The organism is Thalassotalea loyana (assembly GCF_030161435.1).
Taxonomy (GTDB): domain Bacteria; phylum Pseudomonadota; class Gammaproteobacteria; order Enterobacterales; family Alteromonadaceae; genus Thalassotalea_G; species Thalassotalea_G loyana.
Genome location: NZ_BSSV01000005.1, coordinates 114,943 through 137,908, shown reverse-complemented (window position 1 = coordinate 137,908; position 22,966 = coordinate 114,943). Strand labels below are relative to the sequence as shown.

Here is a 22,966-nt window from a genome sequence, read left to right as displayed (position 1 = left end):
CCTGAACGTGAGGCTTATAATAATTTTGTTAATTTAGTTATGGAGACGAGGTAATGCGGTTTCAATAGCAAGACTGCATTTTTTTATTCCGCGACTGCATTGCTTGCCTTCATTCTTCAAAAAAAGGCTAGCAAGTCAAGCATAGTCCGCGTAAATTTCACATATATTTAAATTAACAGGATAAATTTTGTTCGCTTTAGTTTTTGTTTCACTGTTATGGGCGTTTTCTTTCGGTATTATCAAAGGTGAACTTACCAACCTTCCGCCAACTTTAGTGGCACATTTGCGTCTGTTTATCAGCTTTTTAGTCTTTTTACCTGTTGCATTATTTTTCAAAAGAATAACTCCTTCGATCAAATTAATGGTCTTAGGTAGTGTTCAATTTGGCTTGATGTATATCGCTTATATACTCTCTTATCAGTATTTGCCCGGCTATCTTGTCGCCGTACTAACAATTTTCACTCCACTTTATGTCATGATTTTTGACGCTGTATTGAAAAAACGATTCCATGCAACCTGGTTCTTTCCGATTATTTTATCCATCATTGGTGCTGCGATATTAGTCTATCGCGAAAATAATGCAGACCATTGGTTTGTTGGCTTTTTGATTTTACAAGTCGCGAACTTAGCCTTTGCCTTTGGCCAGATCTATTACAAACATTACACGAGCCATCAAACCCAGATAGCCGACCATGCGAGTAATATGGCGAACATGTATTTGGGTGCGGCACTATTTTCTGGTCTAGTAATGCTAGCAAGTGTAGAGGGGAGCGTAACTGATATTGAGATCACACAACGACAATTATATTTTATCTTATATTTAGGAGCAGTAGCCTCAGGTTTAGGCTTCTTTTTATGGAACTTGGGAGCTAAACAGGTATCCTCGTCAACATTGGCCATCATGAACAATGGCTATGTTCCATTAGCAATTATTCTCGCGTTCACCGTGTTTGATGAAAGCATCGATATGATTAAGCTTTTATGCGGTACCGGTATAATCGTGATAAGCTTAATATGGGCACATAAACAACAGGCCAGAGGTTAATGTCCAAACTCGTTACACTCGTATTCTTGCTGATATTTTGTCTGCCAGCGTGGCCAATGCCTGATATTCGTGTTGAGCATGGTAAAAGCCTAGAAGGCTTTGCCCGCATCCGTATCATCAATAATACACCGCAACCGCTAGCTTGCTTTGTCGCCATAGATGGATACAAAAAACGTTTTGTGCTTGGCGCGTTGAAACCATCTTTGTGGTACAAAGCGACTGACATGAGGTTTAACTACAAAAACTTTAGCACTTGGTGTGATTATTTAGAGTTCCACCCTCAGTTTGAACGCTATCGCACCAATTAGCACTTGTCTGAAACAAAGTAGCAACAATTCTTCGCGGTTTGACTGCCGACATGCACCACGCTATCCGATAAACTAGATTTTTCAGTACAAACAAATAAGTGCGTTTAGCGAGTCGATGAGGTAGCAGTATGAAACTTTCGACACTTCTGTGGCTAGCGGTCATGAGTTGTGCCATCGTGTTAACGACATTAATCTTTGCTTTTGAGCAGTACTCATCACATGTCAGCACATTAGAAGCGCTTAATTACAAAAAACAGACAGTAAACTCGTTAGTTAATCAGTTAAAAGCTAGCCGGAGAAAATTAACTGCCCATGCGAGGCGGTATGTTATTACCAGCGATGAATATGCACTTGAGGTATACGTTCATACACTTGATATAATCCAAGGAAGAAAAGCACGAACGCTTGAATCTTTAAGGCCGTACTTACCCGGTTCTCTTGATAATACAGTGAGAGACTATGTGGGTTCATACCTCTCAGACTATGACTTAATTAAAAAGCAGAATTTCACAGCGAAAGAATTAGCATTATTGAGCGAAATTTTTGACCTTTCTAACGCACTACTCTCTATTGAACAACAGGCGATAAGTAATCAAAAGAACAACCAACGCACCAATCAAATACCCCCAGCCACACTCTTTTCGACCCCATATCAAGATTCAATAATTGCCTTTAATACGTTCCTAGATAGCTACCAAAGGCACAATGCGCATAAAATTAGCAAACAGGTCAATTTAGCTAACAAAGACGTCAATCACTTGTTTATGTTGGTTTCGATAATTTTACTACTTTGTGTCTCTGTTTTATTTGCCATCATCTTCGTGTATCACAAAAAACTTTGGCCGCTTATTACCCAAGAACATGCACCGTTACTTAACTATTGATGAACAAAAAAAGCGACTTAATGGCCGCTTTATTTACATCGATTCTGAAGGTGTTTAGCACCATAAATTTACTTGCGTAATTCTCTACGTAAAATTTTACCTACCGTCGATTTGGGCAGCTCGTCTAACACCACAACCTTTTTTGGCACCTTATATGCGGTTAAATGCGCCCGACAATGTTCAATTACCTCTTCCGCGGTGACACTCGCTTCAATAGTGATATAGGCTGCAACTTTTTCTCCAGTTTTATCATCAGGTTCACCAATTACCGCGGCCTCCAAAATAGAATTATGCTTAGTTAACACATCCTCTACTTCATTTGGGTAAACATTAAAACCAGACACAATAATCATGTCTTTTAAGCGATCAACAATCTTAATTTCGCCTGAATCCAAACGAATACCGACATCACCTGTCTTGAAAAAGCCGTCTTTCATAACTTTGGCTGTCTCATCAGGCATATTCCAATAACCACTCATTACTTGAGGGCCACGGGCAACGATTTGACCTTCTTCCGCGACTTCATCTTTGTCATTCCATAACTCAATTTCTGTCCCAACGAGCGGCTTACCAACACTACCAAGTACTTCATGATCTGGCGTGTTAAAACAAAGTACAGGTGACGTCTCAGATAATCCATAGCCTTCTGTTATCGAGCAAGACGTTACTTGTTTCCATATGTCGACAGCAGATGAAGTTAACGCGGTACCACCAGAAATTGTTAACTTTAATTTTGAGAAATCTAACGTTTTGAACGCTGGGTGGTGGCATAAACCAACAAACAACGTATTAATGCCTGAAAATCCGGTGAATTGAAACGGCTTTATTTGGTTAACAAATGCATCTAAGTCCCGAGGATTTGGAATCAATACATTTAAACTTCCTCGCGAGAAAAACATCACCATGTTCACGGTAAACGCGTAGATATGATAGAGCGGTAATGGACAAACAAATGTTTCCTCACCTTCTATACATTTGTCATCTAAGCGCTCAAATACCTGTACAGCATTAGCAATGACATTATGATGACTTAAACACGCCCCCTTTGATACTCCCGTTGTTCCACCGGTATATTGCAGGACACAATTATCATCACCAGACACTGTAGGTCGTTTAAGTAATGTTTGACTGTGGTAGTCGGTTAAAATGGCATTAAGACTGGTACATCCCTGAGGTGCATCTTTGGCGTCGGGCATCAATAGATCAGGGGCTTTTGTTGTAATAACGAGCTCGACCTCTGTCTCCGACTTGATGGCGTCAAACTTAGGCAGTAAATCTTCTAAAATCACCAAAACCTTGGCACCAGAATCCTTAAACTGGTGCTGCATTTCACGAGGCGTGTATAAAGGGTTAGTGTTCACAAGTACTAATCCAGCACGCAATGCACCATATGCCGCAATAGGATATTGAATCAAATTCGGTAGTTGAATAGCAATTCGATCCCCTGCATTAATCGCCGGATGTTCCTGTAAAAAACATGCTAATGCACGTGATTTTTGTTCTATTTCGGCAAAAGAGAGCGTTTGACCTAAACAAGAAAACGCCGGTTTTTCTGCGAACTTAGCCAAAGTCGCTTCAATAAAATCCGCTAAACTGTGATGTTGTAATTCCAATGCAGATGTAGTTGTCATGATTATTATCCTGTCTGCTTATTTGATAAAGAGTTTATAAACCATTTTATGTAGTGACGTTCCGTATGGAGGAAATAACAAGCTTGTTAAGCTAATTTTTCCACGCGACAAAATAGCTTTAGCATGAGAAAAGGTTTTGAAACCCTCAACACCATGATAATTCCCCATACCTGAATGACCAACGCCGCCAAATGGCAGATCCTCAACGGCCACATGAAATGCTGCCTCATTAATACACACACCACCTGAATGCGTGTTTGCTAAAATATGACGTTGTACAGACTTATCAAAACTATAAATATAAAGTGCTAGGGGTCGCTCATTGCGTTGAATGTATGCTATTGCGTCATCAACTTCATCGTACTCAATTATTGGTAATAGTGGCCCAAAGATCTCCTGTTGCATCACCGTCATGTCATCATTTACATTTTCAAGAGCCGTTAATGGCATTTGACGCGTTTTATTGCAATTGGAGTTTTTCCCTAATTCAGTGATCACGGCACCTTTTTGCTTCGCGTCATCAACTAGCCCCTGTAAGCGATTAAACTGACCGTCGTTAACAATACTCGTATAATCATCATTGTTATCGACGTTTGGGAACATTTTGTTAAACAGGCGTTGCAACTCATTCACCACCTCTTTGCTTTTACCTCGAGGTACGAAAATATAATCGGGTGCAACACAGGTTTGGCCTGAATTAAGCGTTTTTCCAAGCATTAACCTCGAAACAGCTGTTTTTATTGAGATATCAGGGCCAAAAATAGCTGGAGACTTTCCACCTAACTCTAATGTCACAGGCACTAAATTGTCTGCGGCAGCTCTCATGACTAATTTGCCTACATTTGTGGACCCGGTGAAAAACAAATGATCAAAGTTCATGGAAGAAAATTTGGCTGCAACACTTGCATCACCATCGATGATAGCCACTTTATCTTCGCTAAAATATTTACCGACTAATTGCGCCAATACTTGGGTAGTTTTAGGCGTAAATTCAGACATTTTAACCATTGCACGATTGCCTGCGGCCAGTGCCGTAGTCAGCGGACCTAAAGCAAGAAAAATAGGGTAGTTCCATGGCACCATGATGCCAATAACACCAAGGGGCTGATATTCTACACGCGCACTAGCTGGCTGAAACAAAATACCAACGTGACGTCTTTGTGGCTTCATCCACTTTTTTAATTGTTTTTTAGCGTAATGAATACCTGCAACCGTCGTCAAAATATCACCAATTCTAGAATCATCTACTGAGCGGTGACCAAAGTCTTCTTTCATCGCTTCAATCAACGCAGTTTGATTATCCAGTACAAGTGCTTTTAACGTATCTAGATCAGAAATACGCTCCTGATAAGACAAGTAAGGCTTAGCATTAAAGGCGACCTTTTGTTGATCCAATATATGATCTAACCTTTGTAAGTCTTGGTTGTTTTCCATCAATTTCCCCTCTATCGGCTCTATGCAAACACATTGAGATATACCCAATCAGCCTCTGAGCTCATAATTTCATTATCTCTACGATTATTCATCAATTGCAGTGCAAAATAATTGGTTAACTGCGCCAAACACTAATCATCTAACAACCGACAAGTACGTTTCATTTGGTACTTTCCATCACAAAACTTTGCTGCTGCTTTCGATAGGCCCCAGGCGTGACTCCTGTCCAACGTTTAAATGCACGATTAAAGTTGCCAATGTTAGAAAAACCAACAAGGTAGCCTATTTCACTGTAGGAGAGGTGGCTTTGAAGAATGTACTCTAGCGCGAGCTTTTTCCGGGTATTTTCGAGGATATCTCGAAAGTTTGTCTTCCGCTCTTGAAGCCTTCGTTGCAAGTTTCGCAAGCTCATGCCCAGTTGAGACGCTATTTCTGTTTGGGATGGCGTTCCCAGTGGTAACATTTCATGAATGCAATTTTTTACTAACTGCTCAACATCACTCTTATCCAAACGCGACAAATAATCATCCAATAGTTTCTCATGACTTTGGGTCAATAAAGGGTTACCACCAGCAAGATGTTTATTAAGGGTTTCTTCATCAAAAACTAGGCTAATTTCATCGCTATCGAAAATAATCTCACAGTTAAAGTACTCGTTTAAAAAACTTGTATCATAATGTGGCTTTGGCCAATTTAAATGTACCTTTATTGGACTATAATCGGTTTTCAATGATTCTCTTGTGAATTGGGTTATTGTGCCTAAAAAACTCAATATACAGTCTCTTGTCAATACCGGACGCATTGAATCTTCATAGCACTTTACGTCCATAACAAAGTGTACATGACTGCCAATAGTTTCAACGTTCAACGTGCAAGTATTTGACACAACTCGTTTATATCTCGCTATTCGAGAAAACGCATCTTTTAGTGTATCTGATGACATCATTGCGTAGCCTAACGCATGAAACATCCCCGGATGAAATGCTTTCGCAATTGCAATAGAAAAGTCTTTGCGGCCTTTGCGACGATTACAATAATCAATAAGCAATGCGGTTTTTTCAGCCGATAATCTAGATTCTTGATCTTTGAAGTCATCTGGCTTTACATCACATTCTTTGAGTACGTCATTGAGCTCAATTTCCCAAGCATCAAGTGCTCTTGTTACAGGTATCATCCAACCACTCAATACCGAAAAATAACTGCTCATAACCGTGTTAAAATTATTAAAAAAGATGTTTACAAATTAGCGCGTTTTACGTGAGATGACAATCATTTGGCTCGTATCGCGACCAATTTTACAGACGATATCTCAACCGAAATTATTATCACTAATAAAAAAGTAGCGCTTGTAAGGTTTTGTCATATAATCAAAAAATAAGTTTGCCGAACAATGTCTCTAGTTTGCATGGAAGAACTGCTTCGCACAGTTAACCGGTAAGCAACTACACGCGGCACGCTTAGCTATCACAAAGAATAAATATCCAAACGAAACAGTGAGGGATAATAATGATAGAATCTGCTTCCAACCATACGCTCCAATTACTCGCTAAGTCTTTGTTGTTAACAAAGGACGGCGTTGGGATCTTCGACAAAAATGATAAATTAATCTTTTGTAATGACGCTATGGGCGAATTATTTGGTGTTTCTGCATCTAAAGCACTGGGCGAGTCTTTCCGTCAATTATGTTTGCGATGTTTTAACGGCAATACTGGCTTGAATATAGAATCTTCCTCATTTGATAACTGGATGTCCTATGCACAGGCAAAGCGACGAAGCAGTGACTTCAGATCTTTCGAAACTGATACACAAGGCGGGAAATGGTACTTGGTGACAGAGCAAGTCGTTGACCAAGATTATTTGTACGTTCATTTTACCGATATCACAGAGAAAAAGGCCAACGAAACCGCATTACAGACAATGTCAGATAAGCTCACAAAGATTGTTGACAGAGATCACCTAACTGAGGTTTACAATCGACGATACTTTTATAAAAAAGGTCATGCTGAATTCAACCGTAGTCGGCGCTTAAATCAAGCGCTTTCGGTATTGATTCTTGATTTAGATCACTTTAAAGATATCAATGATAATTATGGACACGCTGCAGGCGACATGGTTTTGAAAGCTTTTTCAAATGCGATAGTGCCACTACTTAGAGAATACGATACATTTGCACGAATAGGGGGAGAAGAATTCGCTTTACTTCTGCCTGCTACTAACAGCAATGAAGCACAGTTAATATCTGAACGAATCAGAACAACAATAGTAAAATTAACAATACTGTTTGAGTCTCAGCAATTAAAAGTTACGACCTCAATAGGTGTGACAGGCTGCAGCTCAGAATTCAAAACATTTGATGAAATGATGCATCTAGCTGACACCAGCCTATACAGAGCAAAATCTCAAGGCCGTAACCAAACGATAGTTGCTTAAAAACAGCTTTTTAATCTATGTAAGCGATAACTTCGCGATTACTGATAATCCCGTTTGATCATATCTGCGGCTTTTTCACCAATCATAATGGTTGGCGCATTGGTATTACCGCTAACAAGTGTTGGCATAATCGACGCGTCAACAACGCGCAGTTTTTCAACACCGTAGACCTTAAGACTAGCATCAACAACCGAAAGCTTATCGTCTGATGTCCCCATTTTACATGTACCAACAGGGTGGTATTGGGTATCAGCTCGGTTACGAATGTCTTGCTCCATTGCCACTCGATCACCTTGAGCGACGGGGTAAAGCATCGCTTTGTTAATTGATGCTAATGGCTCAGATTCCAGAATTTTCTGCATCCTTTGAGCACCTTCAATCAGTACGTCCATATCTTCTGATTTATTAAAAAACTTAGGATCGATATCCAAAGATTCTGCTGGATTAGCAGAACGTAACTTAACTTCTCCCTTCGACTCAGGGCGAAGCAGTGTGATATGGCAGCTAATACCATGTCCTAAGTTAATACTTCTTGCATGATCATCTACAATCCCCGCGACTAAAATTAGCTGAACATCCGCACTTGGTACATCGGGTTTGGTTTTATAGAAGGCGCCTGATTCGGCAATGGTGCTGGTCACTTTACCCGTTCGCGTTTTTTTCCATTTAAAGATCTCTTTCGTCATTTTGAGACCACAAGAAAGGCTGAATCCAAAGGTATCTTCAGATGAACTTACTTTGTAGGTTTGAATATAATCAATGTGATCCTGCAGATTTTGCCCTACTCCGGGTAAGTCTTTGATGACGGGAATATTATGCTCTTCTAGATGAGCCCGCGGTCCGATTCCAGACAGCATCATGATCTGAGGTGAACCAAAAGCACCAGCACTTAATAAGACCTCTTTATGCGCGTAAATCTCTTGTACTTTGCCCTTTACGTTGAAGCGAACGCCAGTCGCTACGTTTCCTTCAGTAAGCACTTTCTCAGTCAAAGCATGGGTGATAACCGTTAGGTTAGGGCGATTCAAATGCGGTGTTAAATAGGCTTTTGCGGCACTCCAACGCTCTCCACCTTTGACGGTGCGTTGGTACATGAAACACCCATCTTGCGTTGCTCCGTTATAGTCATCATTGCGAGGTAATCCTTGCGCTTCACATGCTTGTAGGAATAATTCGTTTACATCACTTGCGTCAGTTGCATCCGTGACCTGCAAAGGGCCATCATTTCCGTGATAATAATCACTGATACGCTCGTTACACTCCGCTTTTTTGAAGTACGGTAATACGTCATCGTAACTCCAACCCGGATTACCTAGCTCTTCCCACTGGTTGTAATCAAATTGAGCACCTCGAACATAGAGCATGGCATTTGTTGAAGAACTGCCACCTAAGGTTTTGCCTCTTGGTTGGTACCCTTTACGGCCATTCAGCCCCGGCTGCGGAACAGTTTCAAACGCCCAATTATTGATTTTTGTTGGTAGCATTGCCGCCACGCCCAACGGTGCGTGAATGAGCGGGCTTTTATCTGGTCCACCGGCTTCAAGAAGACAAACGCTAACATCTGGATTCTCAGATAATCGACCAGCAAGTACGCAACCTGCAGAACCGCCCCCAACAATAATAAAGTCATAGGTATTTGACATTTTATTTCCTCAACCTGCTACTGCCTTTTATCGTTTATTTTTATTATTTAATGCGGCAGAAAATTGTTTTACTTCACTCTTTATACCTTAATTTTTAACCTATTTGCTTTAAAAATTCCTATTTGGCATGTGAAGATTATAAGTTGGCGGATTATTTTCCGATGACAGATTTAAGCTTGTGAAAAAACAATAAGACAATGCGTAGTTGGTAATTATCACAAGATAATATGATGTAAAAACATATTATCTTGTGATTTCGCGAGCAACGCTCTCATTACAATCAATTCAGTCGAAAAAAGCGCTGTCGAATGATTATATCTTTACAAAACAAGAGTAGCAGCGCAATCAGCATCATGACCAGACTTGCTGGTTCAGGTACTGTATTAATGGCTTTTCTTTCACCCGTTAACATCAGTTGATCAAAAGCAAAGTCTTCATCGCCGGCATCAAAATTAGCAAACGTTACTTGAATATCTAAAACACTACCTAGCAGCAGTTCGCGTGTATATTGGGTAAACGCATTAGAAATGGTTGCTCCGTCCCCAATACCATCGAAATTGGTATCAACACGGGCTTGGTTATTTGTACCGCCAGCCGAGCGGACAGAAAATAACGGGTTATAGCCAGACTTGTTTATTTGCGTGTCGATTAAGAACTCAGTATTCGCGTCCAAGTCTTCGTTGCCATCACCGGCATCAGCTTCTGCGATAAACCAAGACAATGATAAATTTTGCCACTGACTAATATCGATGTTCTGCCAAGTTAACACTACGTCATCAACGGCAAGCGGTTGAGCACTATCGGTGTCTTGGACACCATAGAATCCGGTTCCTTGATAGTTTTGATAATAAACCGTCGGTGGTAACTGACCAGTCGATAAACGGCCAAAATAGTCTTTGTTACTCACATCAGACAACGCGTCAGTTGAATCGCTCAGATAGGTAATATCGCTATCTTCAAAGTCTTCAACAAAAATAATGTCAGCATTAACATAGGGGTGAAATAAAAGGCAAGCGGCAACCGTGCCACTAAGCATTCTTGCTAGTTTCATATCGTTATTCCTTAACGAGGGTTAAAAATTCCTTTTTTCAAAAAGTAGTCGAGTATTTTGACTCTGTAAAGAAAAGGGTTGAGACTTTGTGTCGTAGGAAGCGTTTCGAACAAATACCAATATTTCACATTCTCGTAATTGACATCATATTACTGCAATATCGATAAGATAATATCAACCGAGCAAAAGGAGTGAGGAGCCATTGATGAAACGATTTGTGTTAATTTTCTTGTGTTCGATAGTGAGCATTTCTGCCATTGGTAAGCCTATCGTGATTGCTCACCGTGGCGCATCAGCTTATTTACCTGAACATACCCTGCCGGCGGTAGTACTTGCAGCGGCGCAAGGAGCTGACTACATAGAACAAGACTTGGTATTGACTAAAGACCATATACCTGTGGTTTTGCATGACATTCATATTGACACTACGACCAATGTCGCCGAACTCTTTCCCAACAGAAAGCGCGACGATGGTCGATATTATGCAATTGACTTTACACTCAAAGAATTAAAACGGTTGCGCGTTCACGAACGCAAAAACCTTGATGGTAAACAAGTATACCCAAATAGGTATCGAGGAAACGCCAACTATAAAATCGCCACGTTTGAAGAACAAATAGAGCTCATTGAGCAATTAAATAGGCAATTAAAACGAAACATTGGACTTTATCCCGAGATAAAAGCCCCCGCTTGGCACAAACAACAAGGTGCAGATATTTCAAACGTAGTATTAACGATTCTTCGTAAGTATCAACTGGACGATTATGATAAGCCAATTTTCCTACAGTGCTTTGATTTTAATGAAACCAAACGATTAAGAAATGCGCTTGGTGCACAGGTAAAATTAATACAACTCATAGGGGAGAATAGCTGGCAAGAGTCGACGACCAATTATGACGTGTTGAAAACAACGAGCGGATTAAATGAAATATCAAAGGTAGCTCAAGGCATTGGCCCTTGGATTCCTCAATTAATTGATATAAATACTGGCAAGCCTACGCTTTTTGCTCATCAAGCAAAAGACGCTGGATTAATGGTGCACCCATATACCTTTCGTTTTGATTCACTTCCCGATGATATGCCTGCTCAAATATTGCTCAAAAAGCTCTTTATTGATTTAGAGATAGATGGCATATTCACAGACTTCCCTGATCAAATACGCGCTTATGTGGATGAAAAAACAGCGACGCCTGTGAAAGATAACTCAAGAGAGGAAGGTCTATCACAGGAGGAATAAAAAAACGCTTAAATAAAAAGAGGAATTATGAGTAGCACGACAATGACCCCAAAACATATAGCACAAAGCGTTATGGCGCAGTTTCGTTACTCGACAAAATTCATCATTATCAGCATTATTTTTATTGTCCCGTTATGTCTGAGCCTGTTCACTTTGTTACTGGAGCTCAACAAAACGACAGATTTTATCGAAGTTGAAACGCAAGGTGCGAGAGCCTTAGCAATTGTTGAGCAAGAGAAACAAACAGCAAGCCAAGCAGTGGTAATGGCTACCTCTCATACATCACAATTAGCTAAGGAGCCAATAAAAGCGGCAATTACCTCGGTGCGTAGTCAAGATATTTTATCAACGTACAACAACCTTGGCGCGACACAAAACTCACTAACACCTTTTGAATTACTCTCTGAACTCTCACAAAGTATTGCTAATGACAAAAACCTAGAGCTTGATCAGCACCTTGACTCAAGTTACCTGATCACTACACTCGTTCATAGCTTACCGCAGGTACACCAGCAGTTTTTAATGACCTTACTTACTGCCCAGCAAGTTGTTAACAGCGGTAGCTTTACACCAGATACCTACATTGGTTTATCAAATGCAAATCAAAAAATGGTATTACTGATCGACAATGTCGACGCGAGTATCCAGGTAAGTTTTGGTGCAAACGACCAATTCTCGGAGCAGTTGCTCAACCAATGGCAAGCGTTACAATCTTCATTAACGCGCTTTAAAACGACCATTGATGACAAGATTTTAAACCCGGATAGTATTGAAATATCGAGTAATACGCTTAAACAACAAAGCGAAGCACTTAACGATCAGATTCATGCATTTTTCTATTTAGCTCAACCAGTATTATTGGAGACACTGGAAGCGCGAATTAGTGAACAGAAAAATAAAAAAGCATTGGTTCTAGGTATTTCTAGCCTGGCTATTATTGTTGCTATTTTTCTCCTCTGGGGAATGTACTTATCTGTTATTAACAACCTAACTCAATTACAAAAAACACTGCACGCTGTTGCGGAGGGAGATTTATCTTCTCGTGTGAAAGTTCAGGGTCGCGATGAAATGCAAGAGATTGCCAAAGACGCTAATCAGATGGCAAGCAGTCTTGAGTTATTGGTAAATAACATGAGCGAAACCATTAACTCATTAAACACCTCTGTTAGCCAGCTAAAACAGGTTAGTGTTGAAACATTGAGTGGTGTAGAGCAACAGAAAAGCCAAACAGAGCAGATAGCACAGTCGATGGAAGCAATGACATCCGTTGCTAAGCATATTGACGAAAACGCAGAGCACGCCTCGCAATCAGCAATAAAAGCAGATGAACAAGCAGCACAAAGCCAGCAATTGATCCAACAATTAGAAGGTGTGATGAACGACATGCAACAAGAGTCGGATCAATCACAAAAAGCACTGAATAAACTCATTGAAGATAGCCGAAATATCGGTCAAGTTTCTACAGCTATCGACGAAATCGCCGAGCAAACGAATTTACTTGCATTAAATGCGGCGATTGAAGCTGCACGAGCAGGAGAGCATGGCAGAGGCTTTTCCGTTGTAGCTGACGAAGTTCGTAGCCTTGCTCAACGCACGCAAGTTCAAACAAACCAAATTCACTCCATTATTACGACACTTCAGCAAGCAACTCAGGATACACAAAAGAGTATGGAGCTTAGCCAATCTCGTATGTATACAAGTATCAAGGAGGTAAATGTTGTTGGTCAGGCGTTAACGACCATCAGTGGCGTGATCACCGAGATTAATGAATTAAACGCGCAAATATCACAGTCTGCTACGCAACAGACTCAATTTACAGAGCAAGTTTCTAACCAAGTTGAAGATATCGCCAATATCGGTGAAACCACAAGAAAAGGGGCTCAAGAAACAGAGCTATCAACCGCTCAATTAGATAATGTGGTTACTCACCTTCAAGACAGTATTTCCAAATTACAGCAAACCAGTTAACTGTTTTCTAAAACGTTTAAACAGTGCTCCGTTTGTACTTGCATATAATGGCTGATTTTTGCACTTTGAGGGTTCCAACCCACTAAAAATCGGTAAAAATCAGCCCAACCGAAACAATATAACGCTCTTATTTCTTCCGCTACCACCTCAAAATCAAGCGTGACGTTATTTAGCACAAACGCCTCGGCTAAATACGCCAAATAACGTTCAATGATCTGTTTATCCTGGTTAAACAGCTGCTCATCCGTTAAACAGCCTGCGACTAAATACGCAATATCTTTAACGGGGCTACCATAGCCGACATATTGAAAGTCAACCGCCGCTAAATCATTACCATTGCTGTGAAAGCAAAAGTTAGCAAATTTTGCATCACCATGAATCAATGGCTGAAAGCGCGCGTTTCTCAGATATTGATCAATGTTTTTCGCCTGCAGTTTAAGTCGGCTTTCAGGCATGTTTAGCCATTCATCTTGACGCGTCGACAAATGCCAATAGCTTCCTGTGGGCCAAACGCCTGAATTGCTAACTTGCCAAGTTTGTGCGTGAAAGTTTGCTAACCAATTAAGCGCTAGATTCAATGCAGGTCCTTGCTGCTTTTCGATTCTCACGTCAAAGTCCAACGTATCAAGATCTTCAAGCACAAGAAAAACTTGCTGTTGAACCTGACAAAAAGCAATTAACTTAGGAACTCTTGCTCGTTCAGACAACGTCGATGCAATTTGTTGGTAAAAAACTCGCTCAACTTGATAAGATTTTAATTTACGCTGGTGACCAACATCGCTTGCCCAGCCTCTCGGGTGGTTTACTTCAGTAGGAGGAGCAACAACCTTAATCACATATGATGTATTTTTGTCTCGACTTAATACCCGAAGAATTTGACCATATCCACTCCATAAAGATTGAATAGACTCTTGAAAACTCAATGAATCGTCGTCGAGTAGTTCGCAAAGCTGATGAAGTATTTGTGCGTGATCCATAAAGCCACTATGAATGGGTAAACAAGAAACCTACATCATAACAGAGTCGGCAGCGCTAAGAAGTATCTTCAATATATCCCTCAACCCAAAATAGACGTATAGACGGCTATATTGATTTATTCGTTTAACCTGTTGTATGCTGTGCTAATCCATAAAAATATACGACTAACTGCCCCGAAACAGGTTAAACATGATAGAGCGACACCATCTACAACTGGTAAAAGCAATTGAGCAATATGGCACGGTGACTAAAGCGGCTAAGCATCTTTTTGTCAGTCAATCCGCGCTCAGCCATTCGATGAAAAAATTAGAGCAAAGTATTGGGGCAAAAATATGGCATAAACGTGGGCGAACATTAGTATTAACGCTTGAAGGTCAAAGGCTCTTAAAAAGCGCTCAAAAAATTCTGCCACAGTTTGAAAATCTCGAACAACAATTGCAAGCTATGGTAAAAGGTGTCGGTGGAAATATAAAAATAGGGATTGAATGTTACCCGTGTTTCTCATGGCTATTGCAAGTTGCCGCTCCTTTCTTAAAAGAAAACCCAGACGTTGATGTCGATCTTAAAAATGAGTTTCAATTCGGTGGTATTGGCGCCTTGCTAAATTACGAGATTGATTTATTAATCACACCTGATCCTTTGTACCAAAGCAACCTCATATTGAACAAGGTATTTGATTATGAGCAAGTGTTGGTTGTCAACAAAACAGACATACTGGCAAGTAAGCCATTTATAGAGCCCCTTGATCTGACTGATAAAACACTGTTTACCTATCCGATAGAGCGGAGTCGACTTGATATTTTTAATCAATTCTTAACCCCAGCAAGTATCGGTGTAAAACAGCACAAAACCCTAGAAAATACCGAAATGATTCTGCAAATGGTTAAGCATCATAGAGGTGTGGCTGTGCTGCCTGATTGGCTTGTTGCACAGGAAAACTGTCAGGACTTAGTTGCCGTTAAAATTGGTAAAGAAGGCATCCATAAATCTACTTTTATCGCGATACGTGCAACAGATGAAGATAATTCATTGATCAAACGATTTATTGAGCAAAGTACGCTGATTGACGTGAACAAAAAATATGGCGAAATTAACTAATTTATATGTGTAAAAATAACCAATTCTTAACATAAACACCTAAACCTTCATAACACCGAAAATTAAATCATTGAATTAAAAGGAATTTATATTTTGGTTTGTAAATTGCTTTAACAAGTTCTAACTTAATCATTGTTAATCACATTAAAACAATGAATGGAAAACACAAAGACAACAGGAATGATGAACATGACGGACGTTAAATTAGAAGATAGACCATTAGAGCAAGTTCGCGAAGAAGTAATTGATAAGCTTATATATAATTATAGCCGTGGCGTAATATCAGCCGAAGCCTTCGAGCGCAGACTCGATCAGGCAATGGCAAGTGAAGTTCACCAAGATATTGTCGATTTAGCCAAAGATTTACCGATGCAAGCCGATTCGTCATTCAAGCAACAAAAAGATGCTAGTTTCAGCGTAAATTATGCTCATAACTCAAGTGCAGAAAAGCTAAAACTGAAAACCATCCTCAGCCATAACGAGCGTAGTGGTAGATGGCAAGTTCCAAGTGAAATCAACAGTATGAATATTCTAGGCTCTTCGGTTTTAGATTTCTCTGATGCTGAATTTACGCATCAAAACGTTATCGTCAACCTCGATTGTGTGCTTGGTTCGAGTATCATCTATATACCTGAAGGTGTGAATGTCGTTTGTGAAGCATTTTGTTTCATGGGAAGTATTGAAAACAAAGCGCCATCGATTTCAAATCGTCAATCGCCAACGATCGTGCTAAAAGGCAATATGTGGTTAGGCTCCGTTGAAATTAAAATTCGTCGTACGATTAAAGAGAAGTTTGTAAGCTTCGCTAATGAACTAAAGGCAATGTTTGATCCAAAAATGTAGCAAAGGGGCTATCAGTTCAATGTCTCGATGTGTGTCATAATGTGGCGGTTCGGAAGATAGGGCTTACCTATTTTCCGAATCTATGCATAGAGGGTTCACAGGGTGAATCAAATTATTGAGCGATAATCTGAGTCAATTTGTTCAAGGTATTTACATTTCGACCCGTACCCTGCTGGCCTAGACAGGCTTCAATATTAGCGACGAGCTTAGATCGGCCAACGCCATCTGGCGCATATAAAAACAAAACGTTGTCCTTAACGGTTATTTCTTCAGTATCACTCTGATACTTCTCAACTTTCACCTGGTTAAGTTCAATGGCATCATCACAAAAATAGCAATGGGCATGATTACCTGGCTTATCTTTATAAGGATTAAGTAATGTTATTTGTGAAAATTCTTTCTCAGTTAAACAAAACACATCAATATCCAGTGAAAATACTTCATGAACTAAATGTTTAACCGTTTGTTTTGGGTTTTCATCCGCAGATAAAACAATATTGCCGCTTTGAATGTAGGTATCAACATCTTGAAAGCCATTCGCTATTAACGTTTGCTTGAGATCCTTCATGGCAAGCCGATTTTTTCCACCAACATTGATGCCTCGAAATAACAAGATATATTTAGTCATTGTGCTTCCCTGCCTTTCAATAGGCTATTGGCTTTTGTCAATTGCGATACATTCTATTTCAACCAATGAACCAAGCGCCAATTGAGATGTTGCGAATGCACTTCTGGCAGGGTATGGAGGTTTAAAAAACTCAGTATATATCTCATTGAATGCAGCAAAGTCATTAATATCAGTCAGCATGACTAAGCATTTCACGACGTCTTTTGTCTGATAACCATACTTATTTAATGTCGCTCGAATATTTTCCAGTGTTTGGCGGGTTTCTGCTTTAAAGCCGCCAACAGCAAGCTTTCCCGTTTTCGGATCAATGCCTATTTGCCCGGATAAATAGACAGTATCACCCACTCTAACGGCTTCTGAAAAAGGAAGCTTTTTATTTGCCGGCTTCGAATTTAAAAACTCAACATGCGATTTTATTTCGCTCTCTGCTCCACTAGCAAAAGATATACAGACAACCAACGTCGTAATAATTGAATAAAGCACATGTTTCATTTTTATTTCCTTAACTATTATTCTACCTGCAAGTAAGCAAGTAACATTTTAGGCAATTCTTTCGCGTAATCGTTTGCATTTAGCTCACTTGCGATTGCAGGCGTCAGGGTAGGATATAAAACTTTCTCCAACAGTGTATTAATCATTACAAACACCACTGTACCCGCAGCATTGCTCTTATTTTCTACTGTAATTTCCTCATCGAAATCCAGCAATAAACTCGCTATTCTTTGATAGATCTGACTGCGATCGACAACTTTATCTGACTCAAGAATTTGCGAGTGCAGGCGAGAGTTTAAATGCAAGGTTCTAAAAACACTTTTATTAGTTTGCAAAAATACCAACGTTTGTTGAGAGATCTTAGTAACGGCTTGTTCTAATGAACGGTACTTTTGCTTTTCTAGTTTGGTCACCCAGCTATCTAAATGATTACCAAAATCTTGGTATAAAAGAGGTAAAAGTGATTCTTTATCTTTAAATCGACGATAAAAAGTACCCACAGATACGCCAGCTTGCTCGGCAAGTTCTTTTATTGATATGTGCTCAAAAAACTTATCTTCTAGACACGTATGAAGTGCATCAAGCAACTTGCGCTGTGTTTGTTGACTTCTAAGTTGCTTTGGCTCTATTACACTTTGTTCAGGCATTTTTATTACAAAATATTAACATTTAACAAGAAAGCTAAATAATGCTCGTTTTAGCAAAAAACAGCAATATAAAAATCACAGTATTACGTGCGGTTTTTATATTGCTTTAAGAGAAAGTCATGTTCAAAGAATCACTACATTAAGTGTACTTGTGTAGCCAAACCAATATTACATCAACGACCAAAAAATGTAAATACAGATTCGCATTAAGTGATTTTAGTAATAAACTGATTAAGCCATCCACTTGCCACACTCGGCTGGTAAACTAAGCTAATTTTCTCTTTTGTTTCATGTCGGTGAACCGATTCATCTAGGTTCAAACGCACAAGCTGCGCACCTTCTCCAACAACATCTGGTAAGTATGACATATAATCTGAGGTTTTCATGAGCTGAAGCTGGCTTTGCAAATCATCAGTAAACACACCTATCTTCCTAGGTAACAGATGATCTGGCCATCCATCAGACCCTAACCCTCTCTCTATGCCACAAAAAGGTGATCGGGTCGGACAAATAAATGGGTATTGGGCAATATCAACTAACGATACTGCCTGGTTTTTGTTTGCTAAAGGGTGATTGTTTGCAACATATAAGTGAGATATTAATGTGTCTAATGTAAAACATTGCATATTCAACATTTGCCAATCAGATTGAGCTTCATGTGTGACAATCGCCATATCCACTTGACCACTAGCTAACATTTTTATTGCATCTCCCTCAAATGCGGTAAGGAATTTCAAAGACTGTGTCGTAATATCTAGTTCACTTGCCACTCGATCACTAAAAGCACTTATCAATAATGCAGGCGCTGCGATCCGAATGAGATGTTGGGTTGTTCCAGAAAATTCACTACACATTTGCTCATACTCATGAACTAAACTCCGCGCGTAAACACTGAATTTTTTCCCTTGTTCATTAACGATGATATTACGCCCAACTCTATCAAATAGTGGTGTACCTAATTTGTTTTCAATCTTTTTGACTTGTTTGGATAAGGCACTTACTGAGATATTGAGCGCCTCAGCGCTAGTATGTAAATTTTGCGTATAAATTAAATGCTGTATTTTTTTTAAATCATCGAATCCCATAACTATTTCCAAATAGTTAACAATCTTTTCTAATTATTCGATAAAAAGTAAATATTTAACAGGGTAAAATATAGAAAAAATTCACCGAGAATACTCATGCATAAAGTACTTATACTCATTATTACAATGCTATTTTACCTTCCAGCATCCGCTCAACAACACCAAGGTCATTCGCTCTATGGTTCACATGGTATGGTATTGTTAAATGTTCCAACGTTAGGTCATGTTGCAAGCCACCTGCCGTTATATTCAACACCCCACGATTATCAAATCCTTTATCAGGTTCATCTATCAGAGCAGGAAAAGTTAGCGCAGCTCAATTCACCAATAGTTACGATCTTGCCAGATAATTTTGACTTAACACGGCTCGTTACGAAACAGCAGTTTACGATAAACGCAAAAGTATTTTCTGGACATTTTGAACGAGGTGGTCAGTATGTGTTTGATTCAAAGATAACTTTCGAACAACCACTCATTGTAGAGCAATTAAAAAATGAATCACTGATTGAAAACGCACACTTCTTTCAATATCCAATTAATCAAGATCAAGAGCTGATTGTCCACAAAATCCAACCAGCACCATCATTTGATGTAATTGGTTTGCGAACAACAACCAAGAACCCAGTTGAGTGTAGTAAGCCAGCCAAGCTTGAGCAATCATTTTTAGCGGCGCATCTTGCTGAGTGCGGAATTAGCCAAATCCTTTACATAGAAACTCAGGATTTTAAGTAAAAGTGTAGCTAATAACGAATCCCCATCATGCAGAGCTGCTTGGTTTGATAATCATCCAATGCAGCTTTCACTTTTTTTGATGCCAAGACGTAAAAACACTTTTGAGTTTCCTCTTCTACTGTTACCCTGACACGCTCACATTCAACATAAAAATAACGATTAACATACGTCATTTACAATCAGTTGACCAAATAATCACAGTTCACATACAAAGCCTTGTATGATCTTGTTTCCCATGATATCTACGGTGCTAAATACCGACAATTCAAAGACGATATTCTGGTAATTGTCTATTCTTAATAAACTAAAGCTTAATCAACAAGATACTATTTAATGAAGCCTTACGTATTCACTATCTTCTTATTTATATTGTCAGGCGCCTGCTCCGCCAACGATGTTATGTCTCAGCAACAAGTCGCGGAGCGCATCAATCAATTAACAGAAGATACCGTTGGTTTACCAAAAGATATTATTGCAGAGCTCGATCAACTCACCGCGCTATCGAGGAAAAATCAGTGGCATGAAAATGCTGTGCATGCACAAACACTCAAAGCAGAGTTTTTAGTGATGTTAGAGCAACTCCCCAAAGCAACAAATGTTGTCAATGACATACTACCATTAGCAATCGAGAATAACTTCACTCGATTAATATCACGCTTAAAGCTGGTCAAGCTTGGCGTATTAGATTCATCGGCATATACCCCAGAAGTGGAAGCTTTGATTCAAGAGCTACTGACCGAAGCAAAGCATTGGAATAATGATTTAGAGGCTGCATCGATTTACACATCAATTGGCCAAAGTTATTACATGCACAAAATGCTCGACCAATCGATTATCTATTTGAAGAAAGCCTACGACATCTACCAACCATTGGATGATAAAGCGAACCTGAGTTACGTCTTAAACTCGTTAGCTAATTTATATTCTGAACTGGGTGATTTCCAAAAGTCTATCGACTATTTCGAGCAATCCATAGCAATAAACAAGTCGTTAGATGACATGTTGAGCGTCTCAATAATTTATTACAACCAAGGTAAGACATATACATTAGCAAAACAATTCGATGATGCGATTAAATCGCTTGAAGCCTCACTCAAGATCGCCATTGAGATTGAAGATGAAATAGGTATTATTTGGGCAAGACAAGCGATTGCTGACGTTTACATTGAACGCGGCACCCCTCAAGAAGCGCTTGTGCTCTATAAAAAGACAGCGCCTGTTTTTCAAGAAAATGGCAATCCTCGTGAATATTTCCACGCAATACAGGGCATGTTTGATGCTCATTTCATGCTTGGCGAATATGACCAATGTAATGCGCTTAAGCCAACGATTGAAGCACTGCTAGACGAACTAAACAGTGATGCTTATTTTGTGAAATTTACCAAACGATTCGCTGATTTAGCGGCCATGCAAGGCGATCATGTAACGGCCTACACGTTATTAGTGAAATATACAGAACAAAAAGCAGCCCTTGATAGCGCAGAAAAACAAAAAAACATCCAGCAGCTAAAAATTGGGTTCGATACTGAGTACCAAGAACATCAAAACCAATTGCTGCAAAAAGAAAATCAATTACAGCAACTCAAAATCACCCAGCAACAACAAGAGCGTTATCTGTGGTTAGTGATTATTTTATTAGCAATAATGTTACTCATTATTGTCATGTTCATGCTTCATCGTCAGATCAAAAGTCGAAACCAATATAAAACGCTAGCGCTCAAAGATACGTTAACGGACTCGCCAAATCGCAGAGCCATCTTAAAAACCGCGCAAATACATTTACGCCACAGCCTTGATACAAACCGTCCATTTAGCCTAGCTATCGTCGATCTAGATAAGTTTAAACGCGTCAATGACGTCTATGGTCACGATACCGGTGACGAAGTGCTTAAGGCTTTTTCCGAGGCCTGTAAATCAACAGTAAGAAAACTCGATCAGTTTGGTCGTTACGGCGGGGAAGAGTGGTTGTTTATTTTCGAAGAGCAGGACGAAGAGGCAATAACGGCTATTTTTCAACGAATACGAAGCACACTCAATGCCAAGGTGATACCAGGTTATCCACCGGAAAAAGACATTACCTTTAGTGTTGGTGTAGCGCGAAAGTCGTCGAGCCACAATAAAAAGCTTCAAGAGTTAATAAACTTAGCAGACAACCAGTTATACAAAGCAAAAGATTTGGGACGAGATACGATTGTTTTTGAGGAGAGTCATAAATCACTCAAATCAGGTTATTAGCCGTATAGTAACAGTTGAGTAGCTCACGATAAATTGAGCTACTCATACGAAAATCTAACGGCCTTTCAAGTACGAAAGCATAGTGTCAGCATCAGTCACTTCAAATGGATCTGTTGGGCAATTGTCTTCATAGCCGGGTTCACTAAATAGTTTTTTGATTTCACCATTTTCAACGTACATAGAATAACGCCAGCTACGCATACCAAATCCCAAATTTGATTTATCAACTAACATGCCCATTTTACGGGTGAATTCACCGTTACCGTCCGGTAGCAAAAACACATTTTTGGCGTGTTGACTTAATCCCCACTGGTACATTACAAATGCATCGTTTACCGACAGGCATACAACGGCATCAACACCTTGGTCCTGAAATTCTTGGTAGAGTTCTTCAAAACGCGGTAAATGAGACGTCGAACAAGTTGGCGTGAATGCTCCAGGTAATGAAAATAGCACGACGTTTTTGTTAGCAAACACCTCATCGGTAGTCAGGTCTTTCCACTCAAATGGATTCGGTCCACCGAGCGCCTCATTTCGAACTCGAGTTTTAAATACAACCTTTGGAACTGATGTAATCATAATTTTTCCTATTAGTAT

Annotated in this window: 21 protein-coding genes and 1 pseudogene; 10 read left to right on the top strand and 12 right to left on the bottom strand. The window is 39.7% G+C overall.

The window, feature by feature from the left end:
* The first annotated feature begins 187 nt into the window (after positions 1-187).
* From QQK05_RS11910 to QQK05_RS11900, 3 genes are all read left to right on the top strand, one after another.
* On the top strand, positions 188-1,045 hold the full coding sequence (locus tag QQK05_RS11910; RefSeq protein ID WP_284298867.1) for an EamA family transporter: 858 nt from the start codon (positions 188-190) through the stop codon (positions 1,043-1,045).
* Positions 1,045-1,353 (top strand): hypothetical protein, encoded by a 309-nt coding sequence (locus QQK05_RS11905; RefSeq protein WP_284298865.1) that lies wholly within the window; start codon positions 1,045-1,047, stop codon positions 1,351-1,353. Before QQK05_RS11910 ends, QQK05_RS11905 begins: the two co-directional genes overlap by 1 nt.
* 128 nt (positions 1,354-1,481) lie before the next feature.
* Entirely contained in the window at positions 1,482-2,237 is a 756-nt protein-coding gene (locus QQK05_RS11900; RefSeq protein ID WP_284298863.1) for a hypothetical protein, read from the top strand.
* A gap of 68 nt (positions 2,238-2,305) precedes the next feature.
* Here the strand turns inward: QQK05_RS11900 and QQK05_RS11895 are convergent, their stop codons facing one another.
* From QQK05_RS11895 to QQK05_RS11885, 3 genes are all read right to left on the bottom strand, one after another.
* Positions 2,306-3,868, bottom strand: a complete 1,563-nt coding sequence (locus QQK05_RS11895; protein ID WP_284298861.1) for an AMP-binding protein — start codon at positions 3,866-3,868, stop codon at positions 2,306-2,308.
* Between the two features lie 18 nt (positions 3,869-3,886).
* Positions 3,887-5,302 carry a coniferyl aldehyde dehydrogenase gene (locus tag QQK05_RS11890; RefSeq protein WP_284298859.1) on the bottom strand — a complete coding sequence of 472 codons (1,416 nt, stop codon included), beginning with the start codon at positions 5,300-5,302 and terminating at the stop codon, positions 3,887-3,889.
* Between the two features lie 160 nt (positions 5,303-5,462).
* Positions 5,463-6,509 (bottom strand): AraC family transcriptional regulator, encoded by a 1,047-nt coding sequence (locus QQK05_RS11885; RefSeq protein WP_284298857.1) that lies wholly within the window; start codon positions 6,507-6,509, stop codon positions 5,463-5,465.
* Positions 6,510-6,808: 299 nt separating this feature from the next.
* On the opposite strand from QQK05_RS11885, the gene QQK05_RS11880 reads away from it, so the two are divergent.
* The gene (locus tag QQK05_RS11880) at positions 6,809-7,732 is read left to right on the top strand and encodes a sensor domain-containing diguanylate cyclase (RefSeq protein WP_284298855.1); all 924 of its coding nucleotides are present in this window, start codon (positions 6,809-6,811) and stop codon (positions 7,730-7,732) included.
* 38 nt (positions 7,733-7,770) lie between these two features.
* On the opposite strand, the gene QQK05_RS11875 is transcribed toward QQK05_RS11880, so the two are convergent.
* Together QQK05_RS11875 and QQK05_RS11870 are read right to left on the bottom strand one after the other, a co-directional pair.
* A complete protein-coding gene (locus QQK05_RS11875; RefSeq protein ID WP_284298853.1) occupies positions 7,771-9,375 on the bottom strand; it encodes a GMC family oxidoreductase in 1,605 nt (534 codons plus the stop codon).
* 280 nt (positions 9,376-9,655) lie between these two features.
* Positions 9,656-10,426, bottom strand: coding sequence for a PEP-CTERM sorting domain-containing protein (locus tag QQK05_RS11870; protein ID WP_284298851.1), 771 nt, complete (start codon positions 10,424-10,426; stop codon positions 9,656-9,658).
* Between the two features lie 205 nt (positions 10,427-10,631).
* Between QQK05_RS11870 and glpQ the strand changes: the two genes are divergently transcribed.
* Positions 10,632-11,663 carry a glycerophosphodiester phosphodiesterase gene (gene glpQ, locus QQK05_RS11865; protein WP_284298849.1) on the top strand — a complete coding sequence of 344 codons (1,032 nt, stop codon included), beginning with the start codon at positions 10,632-10,634 and terminating at the stop codon, positions 11,661-11,663.
* A 27-nt stretch (positions 11,664-11,690) separates the two neighbouring features.
* A complete protein-coding gene (locus tag QQK05_RS11860; protein ID WP_284298847.1) occupies positions 11,691-13,631 on the top strand; it encodes a methyl-accepting chemotaxis protein in 1,941 nt (646 codons plus the stop codon).
* On the opposite strand, the gene QQK05_RS11855 is transcribed toward QQK05_RS11860, so the two are convergent.
* On the bottom strand, positions 13,628-14,608 hold the full coding sequence (locus QQK05_RS11855; protein WP_284298845.1) for a phosphotransferase: 981 nt from the start codon (positions 14,606-14,608) through the stop codon (positions 13,628-13,630). The genes QQK05_RS11860 and QQK05_RS11855 overlap by 4 nt on opposite strands.
* Before the next feature lie 190 nt (positions 14,609-14,798).
* On the opposite strand from QQK05_RS11855, the gene QQK05_RS11850 reads away from it, so the two are divergent.
* Complete coding sequence (locus tag QQK05_RS11850; RefSeq protein ID WP_284298843.1) at positions 14,799-15,707, top strand: LysR family transcriptional regulator; 909 nt, start codon at positions 14,799-14,801, stop codon at positions 15,705-15,707.
* A gap of 156 nt (positions 15,708-15,863) precedes the next feature.
* On the top strand, positions 15,864-16,550 hold the full coding sequence (locus QQK05_RS11845; RefSeq protein WP_284298841.1) for a LiaF domain-containing protein: 687 nt from the start codon (positions 15,864-15,866) through the stop codon (positions 16,548-16,550).
* A gap of 112 nt (positions 16,551-16,662) precedes the next feature.
* On the opposite strand, the gene QQK05_RS11840 is transcribed toward QQK05_RS11845, so the two are convergent.
* The 4 genes from QQK05_RS11840 to QQK05_RS11825 form a co-directional block, all read right to left on the bottom strand.
* Positions 16,663-17,178 (bottom strand): DUF1697 domain-containing protein, encoded by a 516-nt coding sequence (locus tag QQK05_RS11840; RefSeq protein ID WP_284298839.1) that lies wholly within the window; start codon positions 17,176-17,178, stop codon positions 16,663-16,665.
* Between the two features lie 24 nt (positions 17,179-17,202).
* A complete protein-coding gene (locus tag QQK05_RS11835; protein WP_284298837.1) occupies positions 17,203-17,670 on the bottom strand; it encodes a RidA family protein in 468 nt (155 codons plus the stop codon).
* Positions 17,671-17,687: 17 nt separating this feature from the next.
* Positions 17,688-18,317, bottom strand: a complete 630-nt coding sequence (locus QQK05_RS11830) for a TetR/AcrR family transcriptional regulator (RefSeq protein WP_284298836.1) — start codon at positions 18,315-18,317, stop codon at positions 17,688-17,690.
* 206 nt (positions 18,318-18,523) lie between these two features.
* Positions 18,524-19,402 carry a LysR family transcriptional regulator gene (locus QQK05_RS11825; protein ID WP_284298834.1) on the bottom strand — a complete coding sequence of 293 codons (879 nt, stop codon included), beginning with the start codon at positions 19,400-19,402 and terminating at the stop codon, positions 18,524-18,526.
* A gap of 96 nt (positions 19,403-19,498) precedes the next feature.
* Between QQK05_RS11825 and QQK05_RS11820 the strand changes: the two genes are divergently transcribed.
* Positions 19,499-20,134 carry a hypothetical protein gene (locus QQK05_RS11820; protein WP_284298832.1) on the top strand — a complete coding sequence of 212 codons (636 nt, stop codon included), beginning with the start codon at positions 19,499-19,501 and terminating at the stop codon, positions 20,132-20,134.
* An 8-nt stretch (positions 20,135-20,142) separates the two neighbouring features.
* Here the strand turns inward: QQK05_RS11820 and QQK05_RS11815 are convergent, their stop codons facing one another.
* Positions 20,143-20,307 carry a hypothetical protein gene (locus QQK05_RS11815; protein ID WP_284298830.1) on the bottom strand — a complete coding sequence of 55 codons (165 nt, stop codon included), beginning with the start codon at positions 20,305-20,307 and terminating at the stop codon, positions 20,143-20,145.
* 160 nt (positions 20,308-20,467) lie between these two features.
* Between QQK05_RS11815 and QQK05_RS11810 the strand changes: the two genes are divergently transcribed.
* Complete coding sequence (locus QQK05_RS11810; protein WP_284298828.1) at positions 20,468-22,369, top strand: tetratricopeptide repeat-containing diguanylate cyclase; 1,902 nt, start codon at positions 20,468-20,470, stop codon at positions 22,367-22,369.
* Between the two features lie 66 nt (positions 22,370-22,435).
* On the opposite strand, the pseudogene QQK05_RS11805 reads toward QQK05_RS11810, so the two are convergent.
* Positions 22,436-22,948 (bottom strand): annotated as a pseudogene (locus QQK05_RS11805) (redoxin family protein); the annotation flags it as partial.
* Between the last annotated feature and the right edge of the window lie 18 nt (positions 22,949-22,966).

Excerpts from the sequence above, each read along its gene's own strand:
- QQK05_RS11875 (WP_284298853.1), bottom strand. The coding sequence starts at position 9,375 with ATGTCAAATACCTATGACTTTATTATTGTTGGGGGCGGTTCTGCAGGT.
- QQK05_RS11825 (WP_284298834.1), bottom strand. The coding sequence starts at position 19,402 with ATGGGATTCGATGATTTAAAAAAAATACAGCATTTAATTTATACGCAA.
- QQK05_RS11840 (WP_284298839.1), bottom strand. The coding sequence starts at position 17,178 with ATGACTAAATATATCTTGTTATTTCGAGGCATCAATGTTGGTGGAAAA.
- QQK05_RS11815 (WP_284298830.1), bottom strand. The coding sequence starts at position 20,307 with ATGACGTATGTTAATCGTTATTTTTATGTTGAATGTGAGCGTGTCAGG.
- QQK05_RS11830 (WP_284298836.1), bottom strand. The coding sequence starts at position 18,317 with ATGCCTGAACAAAGTGTAATAGAGCCAAAGCAACTTAGAAGTCAACAA.
- QQK05_RS11895 (WP_284298861.1), bottom strand. The coding sequence starts at position 3,868 with ATGACAACTACATCTGCATTGGAATTACAACATCACAGTTTAGCGGAT.
- QQK05_RS11900 (WP_284298863.1), top strand. The coding sequence starts at position 1,482 with ATGAAACTTTCGACACTTCTGTGGCTAGCGGTCATGAGTTGTGCCATC.
- QQK05_RS11890 (WP_284298859.1), bottom strand. The coding sequence starts at position 5,302 with ATGGAAAACAACCAAGACTTACAAAGGTTAGATCATATATTGGATCAA.
- QQK05_RS11820 (WP_284298832.1), top strand. The coding sequence starts at position 19,499 with ATGCATAAAGTACTTATACTCATTATTACAATGCTATTTTACCTTCCA.
- QQK05_RS11845 (WP_284298841.1), top strand. The coding sequence starts at position 15,864 with ATGGAAAACACAAAGACAACAGGAATGATGAACATGACGGACGTTAAA.
- QQK05_RS11905 (WP_284298865.1), top strand. The coding sequence starts at position 1,045 with ATGTCCAAACTCGTTACACTCGTATTCTTGCTGATATTTTGTCTGCCA.
- QQK05_RS11855 (WP_284298845.1), bottom strand. The coding sequence starts at position 14,608 with ATGGATCACGCACAAATACTTCATCAGCTTTGCGAACTACTCGACGAC.
- QQK05_RS11850 (WP_284298843.1), top strand. The coding sequence starts at position 14,799 with ATGATAGAGCGACACCATCTACAACTGGTAAAAGCAATTGAGCAATAT.
- QQK05_RS11870 (WP_284298851.1), bottom strand. The coding sequence starts at position 10,426 with ATGAAACTAGCAAGAATGCTTAGTGGCACGGTTGCCGCTTGCCTTTTA.
- glpQ (WP_284298849.1), top strand. The coding sequence starts at position 10,632 with ATGAAACGATTTGTGTTAATTTTCTTGTGTTCGATAGTGAGCATTTCT.
- QQK05_RS11860 (WP_284298847.1), top strand. The coding sequence starts at position 11,691 with ATGAGTAGCACGACAATGACCCCAAAACATATAGCACAAAGCGTTATG.
- QQK05_RS11810 (WP_284298828.1), top strand. The coding sequence starts at position 20,468 with ATGAAGCCTTACGTATTCACTATCTTCTTATTTATATTGTCAGGCGCC.
- QQK05_RS11885 (WP_284298857.1), bottom strand. The coding sequence starts at position 6,509 with ATGAGCAGTTATTTTTCGGTATTGAGTGGTTGGATGATACCTGTAACA.
- QQK05_RS11880 (WP_284298855.1), top strand. The coding sequence starts at position 6,809 with ATGATAGAATCTGCTTCCAACCATACGCTCCAATTACTCGCTAAGTCT.
- QQK05_RS11835 (WP_284298837.1), bottom strand. The coding sequence starts at position 17,670 with ATGAAACATGTGCTTTATTCAATTATTACGACGTTGGTTGTCTGTATA.